The organism is Marinobacter sp. C2H3, assembly GCF_037080155.1.
Taxonomy (GTDB): domain Bacteria; phylum Pseudomonadota; class Gammaproteobacteria; order Pseudomonadales; family Oleiphilaceae; genus Marinobacter.
Map to the genome: position 1 here is coordinate 106,904 of NZ_JBBBNZ010000004.1, position 20,762 is coordinate 127,665.

General features: G+C 62.7%; 15 protein-coding genes. 7 read left to right on the forward strand and 8 right to left on the reverse strand.

The genetic code is table 11. The annotated features are described in order from the left end of the window. Positions 1-99: 99 nt before the first annotated feature. The 4 genes from V3388_RS13130 to V3388_RS13145 form a co-directional block, all read right to left on the reverse strand. On the reverse strand, positions 100-1,047 hold the full coding sequence (locus V3388_RS13130) for an alpha-L-glutamate ligase-like protein (RefSeq protein WP_336368028.1): 948 nt from the start codon (positions 1,045-1,047) through the stop codon (positions 100-102). 1 nt (position 1,048) lies between these two features. After that, a complete protein-coding gene (locus V3388_RS13135) occupies positions 1,049-2,566 on the reverse strand; it encodes an inactive transglutaminase family protein (RefSeq protein ID WP_336368029.1) in 1,518 nt (505 codons plus the stop codon). Continuing rightward, positions 2,563-3,366, reverse strand: coding sequence for an ATP-dependent zinc protease family protein (locus V3388_RS13140; RefSeq protein ID WP_336368030.1), 804 nt, complete (start codon positions 3,364-3,366; stop codon positions 2,563-2,565). The genes V3388_RS13135 and V3388_RS13140 overlap by 4 nt, the downstream gene beginning before the upstream one ends. Positions 3,367-3,584: 218 nt before the next feature. Continuing rightward, the gene (locus V3388_RS13145; protein WP_336368031.1) at positions 3,585-3,911 is read right to left on the reverse strand and encodes a hypothetical protein; all 327 of its coding nucleotides are present in this window, start codon (positions 3,909-3,911) and stop codon (positions 3,585-3,587) included. Positions 3,912-4,174: 263 nt separating this feature from the next. Between V3388_RS13145 and rmuC the strand changes: the two genes are divergently transcribed. Then, a complete protein-coding gene (gene rmuC / locus V3388_RS13150) occupies positions 4,175-5,572 on the forward strand; it encodes a DNA recombination protein RmuC (protein WP_336368032.1) in 1,398 nt (465 codons plus the stop codon). Between the two features lie 5 nt (positions 5,573-5,577). Beyond that, positions 5,578-6,465, forward strand: a complete 888-nt coding sequence (locus V3388_RS13155; RefSeq protein ID WP_336368033.1) for a hypothetical protein — start codon at positions 5,578-5,580, stop codon at positions 6,463-6,465. Here the strand turns inward: V3388_RS13155 and V3388_RS13160 are convergent. Continuing rightward, positions 6,437-7,498 (reverse strand): AraC family transcriptional regulator, encoded by a 1,062-nt coding sequence (locus V3388_RS13160; protein ID WP_336368034.1) that lies wholly within the window; start codon positions 7,496-7,498, stop codon positions 6,437-6,439. The two genes, V3388_RS13155 and V3388_RS13160, sit on opposite strands and share 29 nt — an antisense overlap. Positions 7,499-7,777: 279 nt before the next feature. Between V3388_RS13160 and V3388_RS13165 the strand changes: the two genes are divergently transcribed. After that, positions 7,778-8,842, forward strand: a complete 1,065-nt coding sequence (locus V3388_RS13165; RefSeq protein WP_336368035.1) for a CaiB/BaiF CoA transferase family protein — start codon at positions 7,778-7,780, stop codon at positions 8,840-8,842. Positions 8,843-8,900: 58 nt separating this feature from the next. Here the strand turns inward: V3388_RS13165 and V3388_RS13170 are convergent, their stop codons facing one another. Further along, positions 8,901-12,242 (reverse strand): hypothetical protein, encoded by a 3,342-nt coding sequence (locus V3388_RS13170; protein ID WP_336368036.1) that lies wholly within the window; start codon positions 12,240-12,242, stop codon positions 8,901-8,903. Between the two features lie 268 nt (positions 12,243-12,510). Between V3388_RS13170 and V3388_RS13175 the strand changes: the two genes are divergently transcribed. Next, positions 12,511-14,025, forward strand: coding sequence for a fumarate hydratase (locus V3388_RS13175; protein WP_336368037.1), 1,515 nt, complete (start codon positions 12,511-12,513; stop codon positions 14,023-14,025). A gap of 135 nt (positions 14,026-14,160) precedes the next feature. Here V3388_RS13175 and V3388_RS13180 read toward each other — a convergent pair whose 3' ends face one another. After that, positions 14,161-15,642: a protein adenylyltransferase SelO gene (locus V3388_RS13180; RefSeq protein ID WP_336368038.1), complete on the reverse strand. Its 1,482-nt coding sequence runs from the start codon at positions 15,640-15,642 to the stop codon at positions 14,161-14,163. Positions 15,643-15,847: 205 nt separating this feature from the next. Between V3388_RS13180 and V3388_RS13185 the strand changes: the two genes are divergently transcribed. The 3 genes from V3388_RS13185 to V3388_RS13195 are packed head-to-tail and all read left to right on the forward strand — an operon-like array spanning position 15,848 to position 19,657. Further along, positions 15,848-16,690 carry an HAD-IIB family hydrolase gene (locus V3388_RS13185; protein WP_336368039.1) on the forward strand — a complete coding sequence of 281 codons (843 nt, stop codon included), beginning with the start codon at positions 15,848-15,850 and terminating at the stop codon, positions 16,688-16,690. 13 nt (positions 16,691-16,703) lie between these two features. Continuing rightward, positions 16,704-17,930: a glycosyl transferase gene (locus tag V3388_RS13190; protein ID WP_336368040.1), complete on the forward strand. Its 1,227-nt coding sequence runs from the start codon at positions 16,704-16,706 to the stop codon at positions 17,928-17,930. Then, on the forward strand, positions 17,927-19,657 hold the full coding sequence (locus V3388_RS13195) for a sugar phosphorylase (RefSeq protein WP_336368041.1): 1,731 nt from the start codon (positions 17,927-17,929) through the stop codon (positions 19,655-19,657). The genes V3388_RS13190 and V3388_RS13195 overlap by 4 nt, the downstream gene beginning before the upstream one ends. Before the next feature lie 45 nt (positions 19,658-19,702). Here V3388_RS13195 and V3388_RS13200 read toward each other — a convergent pair whose 3' ends face one another. Continuing rightward, positions 19,703-20,740 (reverse strand): NADP-dependent oxidoreductase, encoded by a 1,038-nt coding sequence (locus V3388_RS13200; RefSeq protein WP_336368042.1) that lies wholly within the window; start codon positions 20,738-20,740, stop codon positions 19,703-19,705. Between the last annotated feature and the right edge of the window lie 22 nt (positions 20,741-20,762).

Here is a 20,762-nt window from a genome sequence, read left to right on the forward strand (position 1 = left end):
ACCCGAGCCCTTGAAGCGCAAAAAAGCCGGAACCCTTGATCGGGGTTCCGGCTTTTTTTATGCGCGGTTGTCCGTGGCCGGTCTTCGCGGGTGCGGGCCTCAGAGGTTGGCGAAGGCTTCCCGGGCAAAGTCGGCCCGTTCTCGCGGGGAAAAGTGGGGACGTTTGAGCTGCTCGATGGTTCGCAGCCGGGGCAGCAGGCCACGGCCGTTGGCCATCTGGATCGCCAGGCCCGGGCGGGCATTCAGCTCCAGCAGCATGGGGCCCTCCTGGGCGTCCACCACCAGATCCACGCCGATGTAGCCCAGCCCGGTGGCTTCGTAGCAACGTGCGGCCATTTCCAGCATTTCCGGCCAGTCTGCAATGTGCAGGTTTTCCAGCGCCAGGCCGTTGTCCGGATGAAGGATCACGGGCCGGTTGAACTGAACCGCGTTGAGGCTGCGGCCAGTGCCAATGTCCAGACCCACGCCAATGGCGCCCTGGTGCAGGTTGGCCTTGCCGTCGGAGGCCGTGGTCGCCAGGCGCAGCATGGCCATCACCGGGTAGCCCTTGAAAATGATGATACGGATATCCGGCACGCCCTGGTGGGAGTAGCGGGCCAGGCCTGGGTGAGGCTGGATCAGGCTCTCTACAATCGCCACGTCCGGGGCGCCGCCGAGAGAGTATAGGCCCGCCAGGATATTGGTCAGGTGCCTCTGAAGATAGGCGGAATTGACCCGAGCGCCGGAGGCCTTCACGTACTCTTCGCCGTCCCGGCCGATGATCACGGTAATGCCCTTGCCGCCAGAGCCTTTCGCCGGTTTGATGGCAAAGCCGCTCAGGTCTGCCGCCATCTCCCGGAAATGGGAAATTTCATGCTGCTGGGTGACTACCTGCAGCAGTTTGGGGGTGCGGACGCCGTAGTCCGCCACCACCAGCTTGGTCTTGAGCTTGTTGTCCACCAGAGGGTAGGCGGATCGCTCGTTGTACCGGGCAATGTAATCCACATTGCGCCGGTTCATGTTCAGCATGCCCAGACGATTGAGCGCGCGGGGGGAAATCCACGGCATATCAGTCGTACGCCTTCATGGGTGAGAACCGGCGCAGCTCCGTCAGCTTGTAGCCGGTGTACTGGCCCATCAGCAGGATCAGCCCCAGAATCACCAGGTGCAGCTCCGGGAAGTTGAAGGTCAGGTGCCCGGAGATTGGCAGGCTCATCAACAGGTAGGCGCACACGGCCACGAACAGGCTGCCGGAGCCCTGGGTGAGCACCTCCCGGACGCCTTCCTCCTCCCAGAGAATGGACATGCGTTCAATCGTCCAGGCAATGATGACCATCGGGAAGAAGGTGACCGTCATGCCGGTGTTGAAGCCCATCTGGTAACCGAGGATGGACATGCCGGCGGTAATGAAAATCACCAGAATGATCAGTGCCGAGATTCGCGAGACCAATAGCAGGTTGAGGCTGGAGAGATAGCCCCGAAGCAGCAGGCCAATCGATACGATGGCAATGAAGGCAATCAGCCCGGGTACCAGGGCCGTCTGCACAAACGCCACGGCGATCAGCACGGGCATGAAGGTACCGGAGGTCTTGATGCCGATCAGCATGCGCATGAACGCCACCACCAGCGCGCCCAGGGGCAGCAGCAGGAGCAGGCGGAACATGCTCTGCTCTTCAATGGGCAGTTCGTAGAAGCCGAGAAAGCCCAGGCTGCCGGATTTGGCCTGCAGGGTGGCTAGTTGCAGGGCCGGAATGGTCTGCTTGATCATGGAGAAGCTGACCCGGGAGTTGTCGCCGCCGACCACGTCCAGCAGCGAATCGGCGCCCTGACGCCAGAGCAGCAGGCTCTCTGGAACGCCCTGTTCGCCGGTTTTCGGGTCAAAGGTCAGCCATTCTTCGCCGTTGTAGATCTGCAGCAGTGGGGTCAGCTGTTGCCGGCGACGGGCGTCTTCCAGGTTCAGGCCATCGGCCGTTCGCGCCGGAATGTCGGCGCTGTTCAGCATTTTTACCAGCAGCGGCAAACGGTTGCTGTCGGACATCAGCAGCAGGGTGTTCTGGTTGTCGCTGTCCGGCTGCAGCAAACGGATCAGCTCCCGGGTGAGACTCTCGGGGGTGCTCGAACGCTCCCTGGCCTGGTTTAACACCTGCTTGACGGCGGTCGCCTGGGGCTCCTCCCAAAAGGCCGGTTGCGCCTTTGGTTTGCGGCCCGGCCCGGCCGCGTCCCGCTCGGAGGGCACGAACTGCGCTTTGAAATAGAGGGTCTGGGGGCCGACGGCGTCGCGCTTGGTCCATTCCGCCCGGCGACCGCCGCCGGCGGTCTCGATAATGGCGAATCCATAGCCGGGGGAGGCCGCCTGCTCCGAGAGAATGGTAAATCCCGGTGGCTGGTCCGGGATGTTCAGGCTGGCCTGAACCGGCTTGTTGGCGGCATCAAAATCGATCCGCGCCTCCACCATCCAGATGGGCTTCTGTTCGCCGGCCATCCAGGGGATACCCAGTTCAGTATGGCGCCAGATGGCCAGGGCGATGCCGGCCGCCATCAGCAGAAAAACAGCGGCGTAGAAGGGAATGCGGGAGGGGTTGCTCAAGAGCCGTCTCCGTTTGGCTGGGTCAGTTTCTCGGGCAGCTGGGTCGCGAATTTCTTGCCGACATCAATCACCATGACGTCCTGGAGTACGTTACGGCCCACCAGCACCGGGAAATCCAGGTCCTTTCGGTTGGTGAGGGTGAACTCGGCGGATTGCTGATGGTTGCCGATGGCAAACTGCAGATCCACCACTACCCGGCGCTCGGCCTCGTCGGAGCTGGCCTGAAGAATGCGAACCTTCCGGGAGATCTCTTTCTCCATGGTCACAAACTTGCCGTCTTCGCCGGGCACGGGCACGTCAAACCGCACCCAGTTGGTCCCGTCCCGTTCAAACCGGGTGATGTTGCGGGCATCCAGGGAGGACGTCTCCGCGCCGCTGTCGATACGGGCGCTGTAGATCAGCCCGGGTCCGGCCAGGTAGAACTTCTCGATCTGGCCGACCACCATTTTGCCGTTGAGGCTGGCGGCCCGTCCGAAGTCGGCAGCGGTCGGGCAGGCCTTCTGGCGCCGTACCGGCGGGCACTGTGGCTTCTGAATCTTCTCCGCGATGGCGGAGAGGATGGTGTCAGTATTCGCCTTCTGCTGGGACAACAGCTGGTCCTGGCGAACGGCCGCGTTGCCCTCCATCGTCACCAGCGTGGCCCGCTGGGACTGAACCGACTCGGACAGGGTATTCAGGTTGTCCTTGGGAACCATCAGGTAACGTTCGGAGGAGCAACCGGTAAGCAGGACGCCCAGAGCGGCCAGTGCATAGAGGCCGAAAGGCCGTAACCGGCGGGATCGCAAACCACTCAATGCCATGAATACCTCGAAGCGAGCAAACGCGCTGGCACCAGAGCACCCTCTTGGCGTGGGTTTAGGCGCATCGTTTCACAAAATCGGTTCGTCAGAATAAGGTGGGCAAGTATACACGAAACGCCCGGTGTCTTGAGTTTACAGAAGGTTAACGCGAGCCTGAAACGGTCCACACGGCTCGGTGACCCTGGGGAAGGGATCGGCAGTGAGAACAGGGGGAGCTATCAACGGGAAAACAGACCACCGTCGCCCAGATCCGTCTCCTGGCGCAGATATTCCTGGATGACCGGTGAGCAGTTCAGGTAAAAAAGCAGCAGCTCCCTCTGTACGTCCTGATCCTGAATACGGGCAGCGAAACTGATCATGTCCCGGATGGCGTCGTCTTCAGGGCGTTCCCAGGCGGCCCGAAACTGGTGGCTATAGCGCTGTTTGAGCAGGGCAACCAGTCGCTCGAGGTGAAACTCCCCGGTATGGGTGATGTGCGGCAGAATCCGAAAGCCTTCGGGCTGGGCTTCTCCGGCCCCGAGTTTTCGCCACAGCGCCTTTAGCATAATGGGGGTTCCACCGTCAGGCTGATCAGGATGACACTTCCGTTGTAGAGGATAATACGCCGGTCGTCCATAGCCGGATGCGCACTGAGCGGCATATTTCATGGTCAGGGCGGCTATTTTTATGGGAATCGGTCATTTAGGTGCCAGTCGCCGGTGTGGTCAGGTACGGTGCGCCAGCAAGGTGCGCTACACTGTGAGCCGGAACGCGCCGCCAAACCTCTGACCAACCCCTGACAGACCCTGATGTTTACGGAGACCGGACCGTGCCCGACGCACTGATTGCCTGGATAGTTGAGCAGCCGCAGTCCGCCGCCGGAGCTCTGGCGGTATTGGTGGTGCTGGCGGCTATCGCCGCGGCCGGCCTGGTTCGCGCGCTGGCCAGCGTTAACCGCTGGCGGGCCGGGTTCTACCAGGCCCAGGCGGAGGCCAATGCGCGCGCGGAGCGGGTGACCGCCCTGGAAGCAGAGCTGGCCACTCGGCAGGGCAGGCTCGACGACACCATGGAGGCGCTGCAACAGGCCCGCCTGGCGCTTCGGGAGCAGCAGGTAACCCTGGACGGTGAGCGCCGCAGCGCCCGGGAAAAGCTGGCGGTGCTGGAGCAGAACCGGGATTCCCTCCGGCAGGAGTTTGAAAACCTGGCCAATCGCATCTTTGACCAGAAACAGGAACGCTTCAGCCAGCAGGCGCGCACCAGCCTGGACGCGCTGCTCAACCCCTTTCGGGAGCAGATCCAGGATTTTCGCAAACGCGTGGAAGACGTCTACATCGCTGACACCCGGGACCGTCAGGCCCTGCGTTCGGAAATCCAGTCCCTGCAGGAGCTGAACCGACAAATCACCGAGGAAGCCTCCAACCTTGCCCGTGCGCTCAAGGGCGATAAAAAGGTGCAGGGCAACTGGGGCGAGCTGATCCTGGAACGGGTGCTGGAGCGGTCCGGCTTGCGCAAAGGCGTGGAATACGAGACCCAGGGCAGCTATCGCGACGGCGACCATCAGCTGTTCCGGCCCGACGTGGTGGTGCACCTGCCAGACAGCCGAAACCTGATCATCGATTCCAAGGTGTCCTTGGTTGCCTACCAGAACTGGGTCAATCTTGAGGAAGAGGCGGCCCGGGATCAGGCGCTCCGCGACCACATCGAGGCGGTTCGCCAGCACATCCGAACCCTGAGCGAAAAGGATTACAGTCAGCTGAGCGGCCTGCACTCACCGGATTTCGTGATGTTGTTCATGCCCATCGAGCCTGCGTTTGTGGCGGCATTCCAGCAGGACGAGAACCTCTTCGCGGAAGCGTTTGAGCGAAAGATTATTGTGGTAACGCCCACCACGTTGCTGGCGACCCTGCGCACCATTGAAAATATCTGGCGTTACGAGCGCCAGAGCCAGAACGCCCGCCGCATCGCCGACAGGGCCAGCGCGGTCTACGACAAGCTTCGGGTATTCGTGGAGGCCATGGAGAAGTTGGGTACCCAGCTGCAGACCACCCAGGGCACCTATGACGCCGCTATGAACACGCTGACCCGGGGGCGAGGCAACCTGGTATCCCAGGCCAACCGCTTCGTTGAGCTTGGGATTCGGGTGAAAAAGGAACTGCCAAAGGCCATTCTGGACCAGGCAGAAGTGGATGCCGACGACACCGTCGATGTGAGTGAACGGGGAGAATGACCGCCATGGCACAGAACGAACGCCGGACCTCCGGCAACCACCCATCCTGCCAGACGTTGCGCTGGTTACTTCTGGTGACAGCCCTGGTGGCTGGCCAAGCTCAGGCCCTGGCGCCGGAGCATGAGCAGCGCCGGCTGATGCTGGCTACGGAGCAGGCGGTGCAGGCTGAGCATTGGGGCGAGGCCGGTGAGTACCTGAACCAGTTGCAGCAAATGGCGACGGCCCAGCCGGAGCTGAAACCGCCGGCCGAGTATTACTACTATCGGGGTCTGGTGATGCTCCAGGCCGGCCACCTGAACGAAGCTCAGTCGGCGTTTGAGGCCTACGTCGATGGGGCTGGCGCCGAGGGCCGGTTCTACAAAGACGCGCTAGAGCGTATCACCGACACCGAGCGGGCCCGCAAGCAGCAGGCGGCCAAGGCCGCGGCCGGGCAAACCCAGCCGGAAAAAGTCGCCACCATCAAGCCGGCCAGCCAGCAGAGCCTGGCCGCTCTGCGCAAGCTCTATCTCACGGACAGTAATCGCAAGGCCCTGCTGCTGCACCTGAACAGCCTGCTGGATCTGGCGGGCTGGCGTGAGGGAGGCGATCGTGTAGGGCCGGGCAAGGACGCGGACATCGGGTACCGGGTAACGGCCACTAACGATGCCATTAACCTGCAAACCGTGCGGCGGAATGCCGACAACCGGCAGGTCCGCACCACGACCGCGCTGACAGTGTATGGCATCAACCCGATGATCCGCTGGGGCTGTGAGGACGCGCTGGCAACGTGCTGGGTGTATGACCCCCGGGATGGCTCACGCATGATGCAGCTGGCGCTGGCGCCGGATACGGTGGGTGATATTGCCCACACCCTGGGCCGGTTGATCAAGGAGCTTCAGGCACCGTCCCGCTGACCGGCCAACGGGTGTCTGACCCGGCGCGCTGGCCATCCCGGTAGGCGCCCGGCGTCACCCCCGTCCATTTCTTGAAGGCCCGGTGGAAGGTGGACGGCTCGGTAAAGCCCACCTTCGCGGCCACGTCGTTGATGGCCCACTCCTCCCGGCGCAGGTAGTACATCGCCATATCCCGGCGCAGCAGATCCTTGATCTCCTGGAACGACGTGTTCTCCTGCTTCAGCCGCCGTCGGAGGGTCTGCGGGCTGGTGTGCAGTTCCACCGCGATGGAATCGAAATCCGGCAGCGCCCGCGCATCGGAAAAATCCCGTCCGATCAGGGCCCGGATGCGCCCGGTCCAGGTGTTGCTCTCATCCGGGCGGGACAGCAGGTCTGCCGGGGACGTTTTCAGGAACTGGTGCATTTCCGGCTTCTCCCGGATCACCGGGGCCGCGAGAAACCGTTTGTCGAAGGTGAGGGCGGTCTGCTCCGCCCCGAACGTCAGCGGGCAGTGGAAGATGTGCCGGTACTCGTCCCCGTGGGCTGGCCGCGGATAGGCAAATGAGGCGGCGGACAGCTCAACCGGCTGGCCCACCAGCCAGCTCCCAAGCCGGTGCCAGATCACCAGAATGCTCTCCCGCAGAAAATACTCCGGATCGTTCAGTTCGCCCTCAATGCGCAGCACCAGACGGGCCTGTTCGCCGTCCGTATCGAGCGCCATCGCCACCATCGGCTCGAACAGCCGGGAAAACTGGAACGCCTGTCGGTATACCGCCTCCAGCGTGGGGCAGCTCATCACGAGGGAGCACATGGTGGCAAAGGTGCCGGTACGCGCGCGGCGCGGTCCCAGGCCCATGAACTCGTCTTCCGTGCGGTTCCACAGCACCTGCATCAGCCGGCTGAACTGATCGCTGCTGACCCGGGCCGCGCCCAGTTCCAGCAAATCCGGTGAGATGCCGGCCTCCCGCAGCAGGTCATCGACGCTCATGCCCTTGGCCCGGGCGCCGGTGAGGGCCGCTTCCACAAAGTGTCGCGAGACGGTGAGGTTGGACATGAAGAATCCTGCTGCCTGAGTCGGGTGGCCCGAGACCGCTGCCCGTGGGGCGGACAATTTTCCGGGCGCCGTCCGACATCATAAAAGCCCGCGCCGGCAATGCAACCGCCGCAGACGCGCCATACTGGCAGATTCGGCCAGTTGGAATGATGCAACAGGCCGTTGGCCTTTGTGGCAAAGCCGGTAGCATGAGATAACAACCCGTAAACCCTGCGCGCGTCAGGCCCTTTGCGGCCCGTTTGCGCCATTACGCCATCACGACACCCCACAGGAGGCCCCATGCCCGGCCCACTCAGCGCTCTCAAAGTTCTGGATTTCAGCACGCTCTTGCCGGGGCCTTACGCCACCCGGCTACTGGCGGATATGGGTGCGGAGGTGCTCCGGGTGGAAGCGCCCGACCGGGTGGACCTGACCAAGGTAATGCCGCCCTTCGACGGCACATTCAGCACGGCGTTCTCCTACCTGAACCGTGGCAAGCAGACGCTCACCCTGAACCTGAAAGCCCCCGGCGCGGCCGAGCGTATCAAGGAACTGGTCCGCGAGTACGACATCGTGGTGGAGCAGTTCCGCCCCGGCGTCATGGACCGCCTCGGCGTTGGCTATGACGCCCTGCGGGCGGAAAACCCCGGCCTGATCTACTGCGCCATCACCGGCTACGGCCAGACCGGCCCCTACCGGGATCGCGCCGGCCACGACATCAACTACCTGGCCCTGGCCGGCGTGGCGAGCCACTGCGGCCGCGCCGACAGCGGCCCGCCGCCGCTGGGCATCCAGGTGGCGGACATCGCCGGCGGCTCTCACCACGCAGTCATGGGTGTGCTCGCGGCCGTCATCCAGCGCCAGCAGACCGGGGAAGGCCAGTACATCGACATCAGCATGACCGACGCCGCCTTCAGCCTGAACGCCATGGCCGGCGCCGCCTGCCTGGCCGGCGGCCAGACGCCCGCCCCGGAAAGCGGCATGCTCAACGGAGGCAGCTTCTACGACTACTATCAAACCGCCGACAACCGCTGGCTCTCCATCGGCAGCCTGGAACCCCAGTTCTCCGCCCGCCTGTGCGAAGCCCTGGGCCTGCCCGAACTCAAGCCCCTGGCGCTCAGCCAGAAGCCGGCGGACCAGCAGACCTTGAAAGCGGCGATTCGGGCGTGCGTTGCCGAAAAGTCCCTGGCGGAATGGCAGACGGTGTTTGCGGACGTGGACGCCTGCGTGGAGCCGGTGCTGACCATTGCCGAGGCGGCGGTGCATCCGCAGTTGACCGCGAGGGGGATGGTGGTTGAGGCGGACAGAGGAGATGGGGTGATGCAGCGGCAGTTGGGGTGTGCGATTCGGTTTGGGTCTCGGTGAATCCGAAATAAAAAAGCCCTCACCTGGGGTGAGGGCTTAAAGGTCTTCGCTGTGTCAATCAGTTCAACTGCTTGAGCTCGTCTGTGTTGTCGGAGTCGATAACATCCTGTGCGTTCGGGATGTCACGGCTGTCCAGGATCGGTGTGGTGCTCGGAGAGCCCATCCGTCCAGTGTTGGCATCGACCGGTCCACCGAGCGTGCCGCCGCTGAGCAGGAACTCCGCTGTCTCGAGGAGCGACTCTTTGAAGGCGTCGCTCTGCCGCTGGAAGTCTGCCGCGCGCTGCGCGTCGTCCTTGATGTCCGAGTTCTCAGAGGGCAGTACGAACATGCCGTGGTTGCCGTAGGCGAGGTCCGTCGCCAGGACTTTCTCACCGCCGCTGATGGAGACTACGTTTTTCGCACCGAGCTCTTCCGAGAGCGGCAGCGCACCGGCCAGATAGTCCGGGAACGCGTTATTCAGCTGAGTATTGGCGGCTTCGATAACGTTGGTCTGGTCAGACTTGTACAGCGTGTTGCCGTTGCCGTCTTCCGTACCCACCACGTTGAACGCCAGCACGCCTTTTCCAGAGCCTGCCAGATCGTCCGCCAGGTTGATCGGGTCCGCCGGATCAATCGCGTTCTGAACCACCCGCATGAAGGTCTCATAGTTAGCAGAGCCCTGTTCCACGCCCTTGGCGGCAAGGCCGTTCAGAATCAGACTCGCAAAGCTGGGTGAATTCTCCAGCATGCGGGTGATGCCTGACGCCGGGGCGTAAAGCACTGTGCCAACGACATCCGGAAGATTTGTAGACTGGTTCAGCGTTGCAGCCGCACCGGTCACCGCGACCGTACCCAGGGAATGACCGGCCATGAAAATCTGGTTGGTATCAAACGTCTGGGTTGCACCATTGGCTTTGATTCCGCCGAGGGAAGCGACCAGGTTGACTAGGTCAATTTGCGACTCCAGGTTCTTGTCACGGCTGTTGAAGAAGTTCTGGAGGTTGATGTACAGGCTGCCGGACGAGCCAACGCCGGCATCAAAGTTCATCGCAGTCGGATTGCCACTGGCGTTCGCGGTGAAGTTGAAGTGGCGCTCGAAGCTGGTTCTGGCGATGCCGGGGATGACGCTCGTGTAGTTCGCTACTGAGTTTTCTGCGCCCACTGCAAAGCTCAGGAATTTCTGAGGATCCGTGCCACAGGCGCCACTAAGGATTTGATTTCGGTCATCCGGGCATCCTTGGCTGACCAGAAACGCCTGCACTCCATCTGCATAGGTTCCAGCAATCAATGCGCTGATATTTGCCGCTGTATTTTGGGCCGGCAGTGCACCGCCACTCTGGCTGTCAAAACCTTTCAGCAGCGCCGAGGCCAACGCTTGCTGTTCCTGCGCCTTGCCAGAGGTCTTGTCAGATTGATCCTGCGCGTCGACACCGTGCAGCGGCAGGTCAATAGCAACAACGCCGTAACCCTGAGAGGTCAGGACTGAACCGACAGACAAGGCAGCGCTTCGGTCGGTTGTGATGCCGTGCTGGAAGACCACAACCGGCAATTGCGCTGAGCCATCCCAAGTGAACCCGCCATCAGTGGTGACGTTGGGCCGAGGAAGCATAACCAGCATCGGGATTTTTTGGTCCGTTGTACCGGTTTTCGCCGGGAAGGGGAACAGATAGTTCACGGCGTCACTGGCGTAATCGCCCGTCAGTGGTGATTTGACGCCTTGTGCCAGTTGGAGGCCCAGCGCTCCGAAGTCCTGGTTCAGCCTTTCTGCCAGGGCATGGTTGGCCGTCCAGGTGCTCGAGTTGATGGTTGATCCGTCAGAACCGCTCGGTACGCCGAGGAAGTAGGGGATCGAAATGCTGCCCTGAAGGACAAGTGCCGTGCTAGAACCTGTGACTGAGCTCACGGCCGGTGTTAGCAGCGCTGCGATTGAGCCAGAGGCAAGTGCTGGCAGCGACACGGAAGCGCTCTTGTCACCAATGCTAGGCAGCAGCGAGGCGTAGTTTCCGGCAAGCGCAGTGCCACCGCACGCGGTGCCGGTGTCGAACCCGGTATCACAAGGAGCACCACTACCGAACAGCGTGGGCAGCGCAGCGCTCAATGCGGGCGGAGGAAATGCCCCTTCGGCCGCCGCGATGGCCGCTTGCACATCGTAGTAGTTGAACGGGGAGCTGGCGGTATCGCCGGTGCTCGACAGGTTAAAGTCGGCCGGAGTCAGGTTGTTATCGCCGTTAAAGTCAAAATCCAGGGCGTCGATAACGCCGTTGGCGTTGGTGTCGTTGGGGCCGACCTCGTCCGCTGATTTGCGCATCGATTTGAGCGCGTCTTCCAGCGTCATGCCGCCTGAAACCTTGGAGAGAACGCTTGCGGCGCCAGCCACCTTGCGGACGGCGCCAAGACGGATGACGGAACGCAGCTGGTCAGTGAACCATTTACTCGGCTGAGCCATGTACGGCAGGATTTCCTCATCAGCCGATGTTGTCAGCGAAATGCTGAACGCAATGTCCTTTGCGGACAGTGCAGGCAGGGAGTTCGCTTCGCGGGAGCTGTTTGTCAGCCCGAAGTAATTTTCCGCCACGGGCTCCCAGAAGGAGTTGATGATCTTGCGCACTGGCTCAAGGTTGGATGAGCCCAGCGGCTGGGTCGCATCAGTAGCGTTGGCGTAGGACGGTGAAGCAATGATGTGTTCACCGCCGGCGGTTACGTCCTTGGTTACCACGACGAGATAGCGCTTTTTGGGGTCGAGTGGCTTCAGCAGGTTAATGCGAATGACGCTGTGTTCGCCTTCATCGTCAGATTGCGTCACGACCGATACCTTGTATTGGTCAACGGCGGCTCTGGCAACGGTATTGGCGGCCGTAACTTGGCTCGTGTCACCCGCTTTAAGAGCGACAAACGGCAGGGCCAACGGAATGGTCGGTGGCTCACCAAGGCTGAGGGCTTGAAGAGGATCGCCACTGGCGTAGTCAAGCTCCAGGAGAAACACGTTCTGCTTGGGGTTCGGAATCGGCACGCCGGAGTTGAGGACCAGGTCGCCATTTGCGTCAACGACAAACGGCTGGCCATCGACAGAGTCCGCATCAATCATGCCGTTCATGGCAATATCAATCGGAGCAACCGTTGATGCGCCGCTCAGCTTGTTGAGCGCCGTGGTCACGGGGGGCGTGCTGTCCGCAACTTTAAAGGTTCCATCCGCCTCGTTCACATTCACCGTCGCAAGATCATCACCCTGGAAGATGAGGTCGTTCGGAATCGGCAATTGGCCGGTAACCGGATTGAACTGTGGCCACACCTTTCCATCGATTGCAGGGTTGCTGATCTTATACTCCGGATTCGCGTTCGACCCGGAGCCGCCGCCGCTCAGGCAGCCTGAAAGTCCAACGGAAGACGCCACGGCAAGACTTATTAGAGTTTTCTTGAACATGGGGTGGAACCTTTTCCTGTTGTTGTGTCGTTATGTCGTCTGGATTTTGGCCAGCGCTTTGAAACCAATGTCATGCTTCTGACTATAGCGGCAGAGCTGCAAGCGGTGATCAGCCAAAAGTGTGATTCTGCCCTCCACGGGGCAACCCGTGTCCCGTTTTGGGGACCGGTCACCTGGCCGGATTTTCTGGTAAACTTTGGCCTCTTAAAAATGTGACACACCGCGTGAATCCCCACCGCGTATAACGACACCACCTGATGAGGCGCCTATGACCACCGTAATTCGCCAGGACGATCTGATTGAAAGCGTCGCGGACGCGCTGCAGTTCATCTCCTACTACCATCCGAAGGACTTTATCCAGGGCGTCTATGAGGCCTACCTGAAGGAAGAGTCCCAGGCGGCGAAAGACGCCATGGCGCAGATTCTGATCAACTCCCGGATGTGTGCCCAGGGCCACCGGCCGATCTGCCAGGACACCGGCATCGTGACCGTGTTCGTGAACGTGGGCATGGATGTGAAGTTCGAGTGCGACATGCCCCTGGACGATGTGATCAACGAGGGCGTGCGCCGGGCCTATACCCACCCGGACAACGTGCTGCGGGCGTCCGTACTGGCGGACCCGGACGGCAAGCGCCAGAACACCAAGGACAACACGCCGGCCATCATCCACTACAAGATGGTGCCGGGTAACACGGTGGACGTGCACGTGGCGGCCAAGGGCGGTGGTTCCGAGGCCAAATCCAAGTTTGCCATGCTCAACCCGTCTGACTCGGTGGTGGAGTGGGTGCTGAAAATGATCCCGCAGATGGGCGCGGGCTGGTGCCCGCCTGGCATGCTGGGCATTGGTATTGGCGGCACCGCCGAGAAGGCGATGGAGCTGGCCAAGGAAGCGCTGCTGGACCCGATTGACATTCACGACCTGAAGGCCCGGGGCGCGTCCAACCGCGCTGAGGAACTGCGCCTTGAGCTGTTCGAGAAGGTGAACGATCTGGGCATTGGCGCCCAGGGCCTGGGCGGCCTGACCACGGTGCTGGATGTGAAAGTGAAAGATTACCCGACCCACGCGGCCAACAAGCCGGTGGCGATCATCCCGAACTGCGCGGCCACCCGCCATGCCCATTTCGTGCTCGACGGCAGCGGCCCGTCCCTGCAGACCCCGCCGAGCCTGGACGACTGGCCGGAAATCACCTGGGAAGTGGGCGATAACGTGCGCCGGGTGAATTTGGATACCGTGACCGCTGAAGACGTGAAAGACTGGAAGCCGGGTGAGACCGTGCTGCTGTCCGGCAAGATGCTGACCGGCCGCGACGCGGCCCACAAGAAAATGGTGGACATGATCGAGCGGGGCGAGTCCCTGCCGGTGGATCTGAAAGGCCGGTTCATTTACTACGTGGGCCCGGTGGACCCGGTGGGTGAAGAAGTGGTTGGCCCCGCTGGCCCCACCACCTCCACCCGGATGGACAAATTCACCCGCACCATGCTCGAGAAAACCGGCCTGACCGGCATGATCGGCAAGGCCGAGCGCGGCCAGGTGGCCATCGACGCGATCCGGGAGTTTGGCGCGGTATACCTGATGGCCGTCGGCGGCGCCGCCTACCTGGTGTCCAAGGCCATCAAGAAAGCCGAGGTGGTGGCGTTCTCGGAGCTGGGGATGGAAGCCATCTACGAGTTTGAGGTGGAAGACATGCCGGTGACCGTCGCCGTCGACAGCCGTGGCAGCTCCGTGCACCAGACCGGTCCGGTGGAGTGGCACGAGAAGATCATTGCCGCCAAGGCGGTGTGATTAAACGGGGTCAGGTGAAAGCTTTCATCTGACCCCCTGCTTAAACCCTCGGGGTCAGATGAGTTTCATCTGACCCCTGCTTTTACCCCCGGGGTCAGATGAGTCTCATCTGACCCCTGCTTCACGCCCCCCACGTCAGCTCGAACAGCTGATGTTCAGATGCTTCCCCCAATCCGGGGGCAGGGCCGCATAGCGCTCGTTCTCCGGCTGTTCGTCAAACGGCCGCTTCAGCACCGCCAACAGTGCCTCGAGGGGCTGATAATTCCCGTTCTGCGCTTCCTGAATGACCTGCTGGGCCAGGTAGTTGCGCAGGATGTATTTGGGGTTCACGGCGCACATGGCGGCTTCTCGCGCCTCCACGCTCCGGGTTTCCCGGGCCAGGCGCTGCTGGTAGCGCTCGAGCCACGCATCCGCCACGCTGCGGTCCACGAACAGGTCCCGCACCGGGTCCGGTCCCCGGGAGTCTAGGGTAGACAGGCCCCGGAAGAATCGGGTGTGGTCCACCCGGTGCTCGTGCAGCAGGCTGTAGGTTTCCATGATCAGGGACAAGTCGTTCTCCTCGGGCGCTGCCAGCCCGAGTTTCCCCCGCAGGTTCTCCAGAAAACGCTCGTTGTACGCCGTCTCGTACCGGCGCAGGCCCCGCCGAACGTCGTCTTCGTCCATCACCGGTAACAGCGCCCGGGCCAGGTATTGGCAGTTGTCGAAGCCCACCTGGGGCTGGCGGTTGTAGGCGTAGCGGCCGCCCTGGTCAGTGTGGTTGCAGATGTGGCCGGCGTCGAAGTCGTCCAGGAAAGCGTAGGGGCCATAGTCAAAGGTGTCTCCGAGGATGGACATGTTGTCGCTGTTCATCACCCCGTGGCAGAAGCCCACCGCCTGCCAGTCGGCTATCAGCCGTGCGGTGCGGGTAACCACGGCTTCCAGCCAGCGGCGGCGCCGTTCGTCGTCCGGCAGATCGGCCAGGTCCGGGAAGTGCAGGGCGATTACGTGGTCGATCAGCGTGGCCACCGCTTCCGGCCCCTCGTGATGGGCGGCGAACTCCACGTGACCAAAGCGAATGTGGCTGCGGGCCACCCGCATCAGAGCGGCGGCGGTCTCGATGGACTCCCGGCGCACCGGGTCCTCGGCGCTGACCATGAACAGCGCCCGGGTGGTGGGAATACCCAGGTAATGCATCGCCTCGCTGCACAAGTACTCACGGATGGTGGATCGCAGCACCGCTCGCCCGTCCCCGAACCGGGAATAGGGCGTGGTGCCCGCCCCTTTCAGGTGCCAGTCCCAGCGCCGGCCGTCCGGGCCGAGGGTTTCCCACAGCAGCAGGCCGCGGCCGTCTCCCAGGTCCGGGTTGTACACGCCGAACTGGTGGCCGGTGTATTTCATGGCGATCGGGCGCATGCCCTCGAGCAGCCGTTCGCCGGCGCCGAGAGCTGCCCAGGCCTCGCGGTCCGCGTCCGTGCTCGGCGCGGGCACGCCCATCTCCGCCGCCAGAGACTGGTTGAAAGTCACCAGCCGGGCGCCGGTAAGCGGCGTGGGCGATACCTGGCTGTAAAACGCCGGCGGCAGCGTCTGGTACCGGTGTTCAACGGGCAGATCAGGAAAGGTGAGGGGGTCGGACGTCATGGTGCTCCACGCTGAAACAGCGGATTGGTACGGATACTGCTGGGATAACAGTGACGTTATACAGCCCCTACCTTATCAGAGATCAACGGTGTGGGTGTGCATGGCCCGGCTGAGCCATAGCGGGGCAGGCAGAGGGCGGGTGCACTGAACTGGTGCAATTATCCGCCATTGCCGCCACACAGGCCGTTGAACCAGGGAGATGCCTATGGTGAACCACCCCAACCCTCCGAAAGCGCCGGCGTCCAACCGCGCCGACCGCCCCCGGCTGCTGGTGTTTTCCGATCTCGACGGCACCCTGCTGGACGCCGACGACTACGACTGGTCACCCGCCCAGCCAGCGCTGGACCGGCTCGCCAACGCCGGCATTCCGCTGGTGCTCAGCTCCAGCAAGACCGCCGCCGAAATGGCCTGGCTTCAGGCCGCCATGGGGCTTCATCTGCCGGCGATTGTTGAGAACGGCGCCGCCGTGGTGTTGCCGAAGGACGCCAACGGCGCGCCCCGCGTGCACGTTCAGGGCGCACCCCGTGAGGACGTGCTGGCGGAATTGGCCAGGTTGCGCGAGGCCGGCGCCCGGTTCCGGGGCTTCAACGACATGACCACGGCGGAGGTTGCCGAACTGACCGGCCTGGATACGGAGGCTGCGGCCCGTTCAAAGGACCGTGCGGCCACCGAACCCCTGGTGTGGCAGGGCAGTGACGAGGAGCTGGCCGCCTTTCGTGAGGCGCTGGCCGGGGCCGGGTTCCGCCTGATCCAGGGCGGTCGGTTCTGGCACGCCATGGGCCAGTTCGACAAAGCCGACGGCGCCCGCTTCCTGCTCGATCGATACCGCGCCGAAGCCGGCGATGCGCCGCTGATCACCATCGCCTTGGGGGACAGCCCCAACGATCAGGGGCTACTGGACGTGGCGGATATCCCGGTGGTGATCCTGGGCCGCCACAGCGACGAGCTGGCCTTTACCAGCGACCGCCGCGCTATGCGCTCCCTGCGCCCCGGCCCGCAGGGCTGGAACGACTGCGTGCTCAACCTCCTGTTCGAGTACGGTTACTGACGAGGAATCGCCCATGGGTGACTTTTACCAGAACGGCATCGTAACGACCCTGCACAATCTGGTGCGCCGGCCGGTGGAGGATATGGAGGCGGAGTTGCTGCGGTTCAGTAAATCCCGCCCCCTGTCGCTGGTGTTGCCATCGCTGTACTCGGAACTGGAAGGCCCGGCCCTTCGCCACATCGTGGACGAGCTGACACAGGTGCCGTACCTCAGCCAGGTGGTGATTGGCCTGGACCGGGCGGACGAAGCCCAGTATCGCCACGCGCTTGAGTATTTCTCCGGCCTGCCCCAGGACAATGTGCGCGTGCTCTGGAACGACGGCCCTCGGCTGCGGGCCCTGGACGTGATGCTGCGGGAACAGAACCTGGCGCCCACCGAAATGGGCAAGGGGCGCAATGTCTGGTATTGCTTTGGCTATGTGTTGGCCTCCGGCGTCGGCAAATCGGTGGCGCTGCATGATTGTGACATCCTGACGTACTCCCGGGAACTGCTCGCCCGGCTGATCTATCCGGTCGCTAACCCGGCCTTCAACTATATGTTTTGCAAAGGGTATTACGCGCGGGTGGCGGATTCGAAGATGAACGGTCGGGTCAGCCGTCTGCTGGTGACGCCGCTGATCCGAGCGCTCAAGAAAGTGTGCGGCCCGAGTGACTTCCTGGATTACCTGGACAGCTACCGCTACCCATTAGCGGGCGAGTTTTCCTTCCGTACCGATGTGATCAACGACCTGCGCATCCCCAGCGACTGGGGCCTGGAGGTGGGGGTGCTCTCCGAGATGAAGCGCAACTACGCCACCAACCGCCTGTGCCAGGTGGACGTGGCGGACGTCTACGACCACAAGCACCAGGACCTCTCGCCGGAGGACGCCAGCCGGGGCCTCTCGAAAATGAGCCTGGACATCGCCAAAGCGCTATTCCGGAAACTGGCCACCAACGGCGAGATTTTCTCCAACGAGAAGTTTCGCACCATCAAGGCCACCTATTTCCGGATGGCGCTGGATTTTGTTGAGACCTACCAGAACGATGCGGTGATGAACGGGCTGGCGTTTGACCGGCACAAGGAAGAAAAGGCGGTGGAGCTTTTCGCCCAGAATGTCATGCGGGCGGGCGCCTACTTTCTGGACCATCCCATGGACACGCCGTTCATCCCCAGCTGGAACCGGGTGACCAGCGCCATTCCGGACATCAAGGAGCGGCTGCTGGAAGCCGTGGAGCTGGACAACGAGGACTTCCGGCCATGACGCCCACCCTTGGTGATCAGTTGGCCGGGCTGCTGGCGTCGGTGTACCCGAACGAAGACGCGGAGGCCCTGGCCGATCGGCTGTTGGGCATCATGGCCCTGGCGCCGGACGCGCCGTCACCGCCGGCCCACGCCAACCACTGGAGCGAGCGGGACGTGTGGATGATCACGTACGCGGACACCGTCCAACGCGAGGGCGAAAAGCCGCTGGTCACCCTGCGGGCGTTTTACCGGGAGTGGCTTGAGGACGCGATCAACGGCATTCACATCCTGCCGTTTTTTCCCTACAGCTCGGACGATGGCTTTTCCGTGATGGACTACCTGGCCGTCAACGAATCCCACGGTGACTGGTCCCACATCGAAGCCATTGCGGGCGAGGCGCGGCTGATGGCGGACCTGGTGATCAACCACATGTCCGCCCGCAGCCGCTGGTTTGAGAACTTTCGCCGGCGCCAGCACCCGGGCCGGACCTATTTTGTGGAGGCGAGCCCGAAGGACGATCTGAGCGCCGTGGTCCGTCCCCGCACCTCACCGCTGCTCACGCCGGTGCAGACCGACGACGGGGAGCGCCACGTCTGGTGCACCTTCAGCGAGGATCAGGTGGACCTGAATTTTGCCAACCCGGACGTGCTGGCCGAGTTTGTTGGCATTGTCCGAGCTTATCTGGATCACGGCATCTCCGTGTTCCGGCTGGATGCGGTAGCGTTCCTGTGGAAAGAGGTGGGCACGCCCTGCGTACACCTGCGCCAGACCCACGAGCTGATCCGGCTGCTTCGGCTGCTGATCGAGCACTACCGGCCAGACGCCATCGTGATCACCGAAACCAACGTGCCGAACCGGGAAAACCTGACGTACTTTGGCAACGCCAATGAAGCGCACCTGATCTACAACTTCTCCCTGCCGCCGTTGCTGATCAACACCCTGGTCACCGGCAACTGCCGGCACCTGAAAACCTGGTTGATGAGCATGCCGCCGGCCCAGATGGGCACCACCTACCTGAACTTCATCGCCTCCCACGACGGTATCGGGCTGCGGCCCACGGACGGTCTGTTGGATGAGGAAGAAAAGCAGCGGCTGATCAACACACTGGCCTCGTTCGGCGGGCGGGTCTCCCATCGCCGCACGGCGGACGGACAGGATCAGCCCTACGAGATCAACATCGCACTGTTTGATGCGTTAAGCGGCACCGCCGCTGGTGGCGCGGATCATTGGCAGGAGGCGCGCTTTGTGTGCGCTCACACCATCATGCTGGCGCTGGAAGGGGTTCCCGCTTTTTATCTGCACAGCCTGCTGGCCACGCCCAACGATCACGAGCGGGTGGCGCACACCGGGCGCCTGCGGTCCATCAACCGGAGCCAGTGGTCGGTCGATGTTCTGGGGGATCGGTTGCGGGACCCGGCCACGGTGCACCATCGTGTGTTCAACGAGCTGAAGCGCCGCATCGGCATCCGCCGCCGGCAGCCTGCGTTTCACCCCAACGCTACCCAGTTCACCCTGCACCTGGGGCTCCAGGTCTTTGGCTTCTGGCGCCAGAGCCTGCGCCGGGACCAGTCGGTGTTCTGCATCCACAACGTGAGCGACCAGACCCAGAGCATTGCCCTGTCCGACATCAACCTGATCGGCACAGACCGTTGGCTGGACCTGCTCTCAGGGGATCGCATTGAGGACCTCTCGGGGACCCTGGTGCTCAAACCCTACCAGAGCGTCTGGCTGTCGAACCGGGCGTAAAGCCCGGCCGACAGCGGTGGCCCAGGAGCCTGCGCAGGACGGCGATCAGTCGGCGATGTGCACCAGCTGTTTGCCGAAGTTGCGGCCCTTGAGCATCCCTTTGAACGCTTCGACGGCGTTATCCAGCCCCTCTGCCACGGTTTCCCGATACTTGAGTTCGCCGCTGGCGACCCGGTCCGCCAGGAGGTTGGTGATGTCCTGGTGCTTGTCCTGCCATTCAGTGACCAGGAAGAAGCGGTGCTCGGGCACGTGGTTGGCCGTTTTGAGAATCTGGAACGGGGTTTCCACTTCACTCATGTCAGCGGCGTTGTAGGCCGAGACGTAGCCGCAGATGGGCACCCGGCCGCCCGGGTTGAGCAGGGGCGCGACGGCCTTGGTGACGGCCCCGCCGACGTTCTCGAAGTAGACGTCGATGCCATCCGGGCAGGCGGCCTTCAGGTCCGCGTCCAGGTTGCCGGCCTTGTAATCCACGCAAGCGTCAAAGCCCAGCTCGTTGACCACAAACGCGCATTTCTCCGGGCCACCGGCCACGCCCACCACACGGCAGCCTTCCCGTTTGGCGGTCTGGCCCACCACCGTACCAACGGGCCCAGAGGCCGCTGAAACGACCACGGTTTCGCCGGCTTTGGGTTTGCCCACATACGTCAGGCCACAGTAGCCGGTTCGGCCGGGCATACCCGCCACGCCGAGATAGGCTTGCAGGGGAACGCCCTCTTTCTGCTGGATTTTATAAACCATGGGCGCGTCCGCGGGGAAGGTGACGTATTCCTGCCAGCCGGAATAGCAGGTCACCAGATCGCCTACCTTGAGGTGGTCAGACCGGGACTCGACAATCCGGGCCACGCTCTCACCCACGATCACTTCATCAATACCAATCGGGTCCATATACCCCTTGGCGTCGTTCATGCGGGGACGCATGTACGGGTCCAGGGACAGCCACAGCACCTGGGCAACCACGTCCCCTTCGCCCGGGGCGCGGACCAGGCGCTCCACCATGGCCAGGTCGCCGTCCTGAATTTCGCCATGCGGGCGGCGCTTAAGAACGATGGCGCGGTTGGTCGGATGGTCAGCAGTCTGGCTCATACGGAAGGCTCCTTGGCGATGT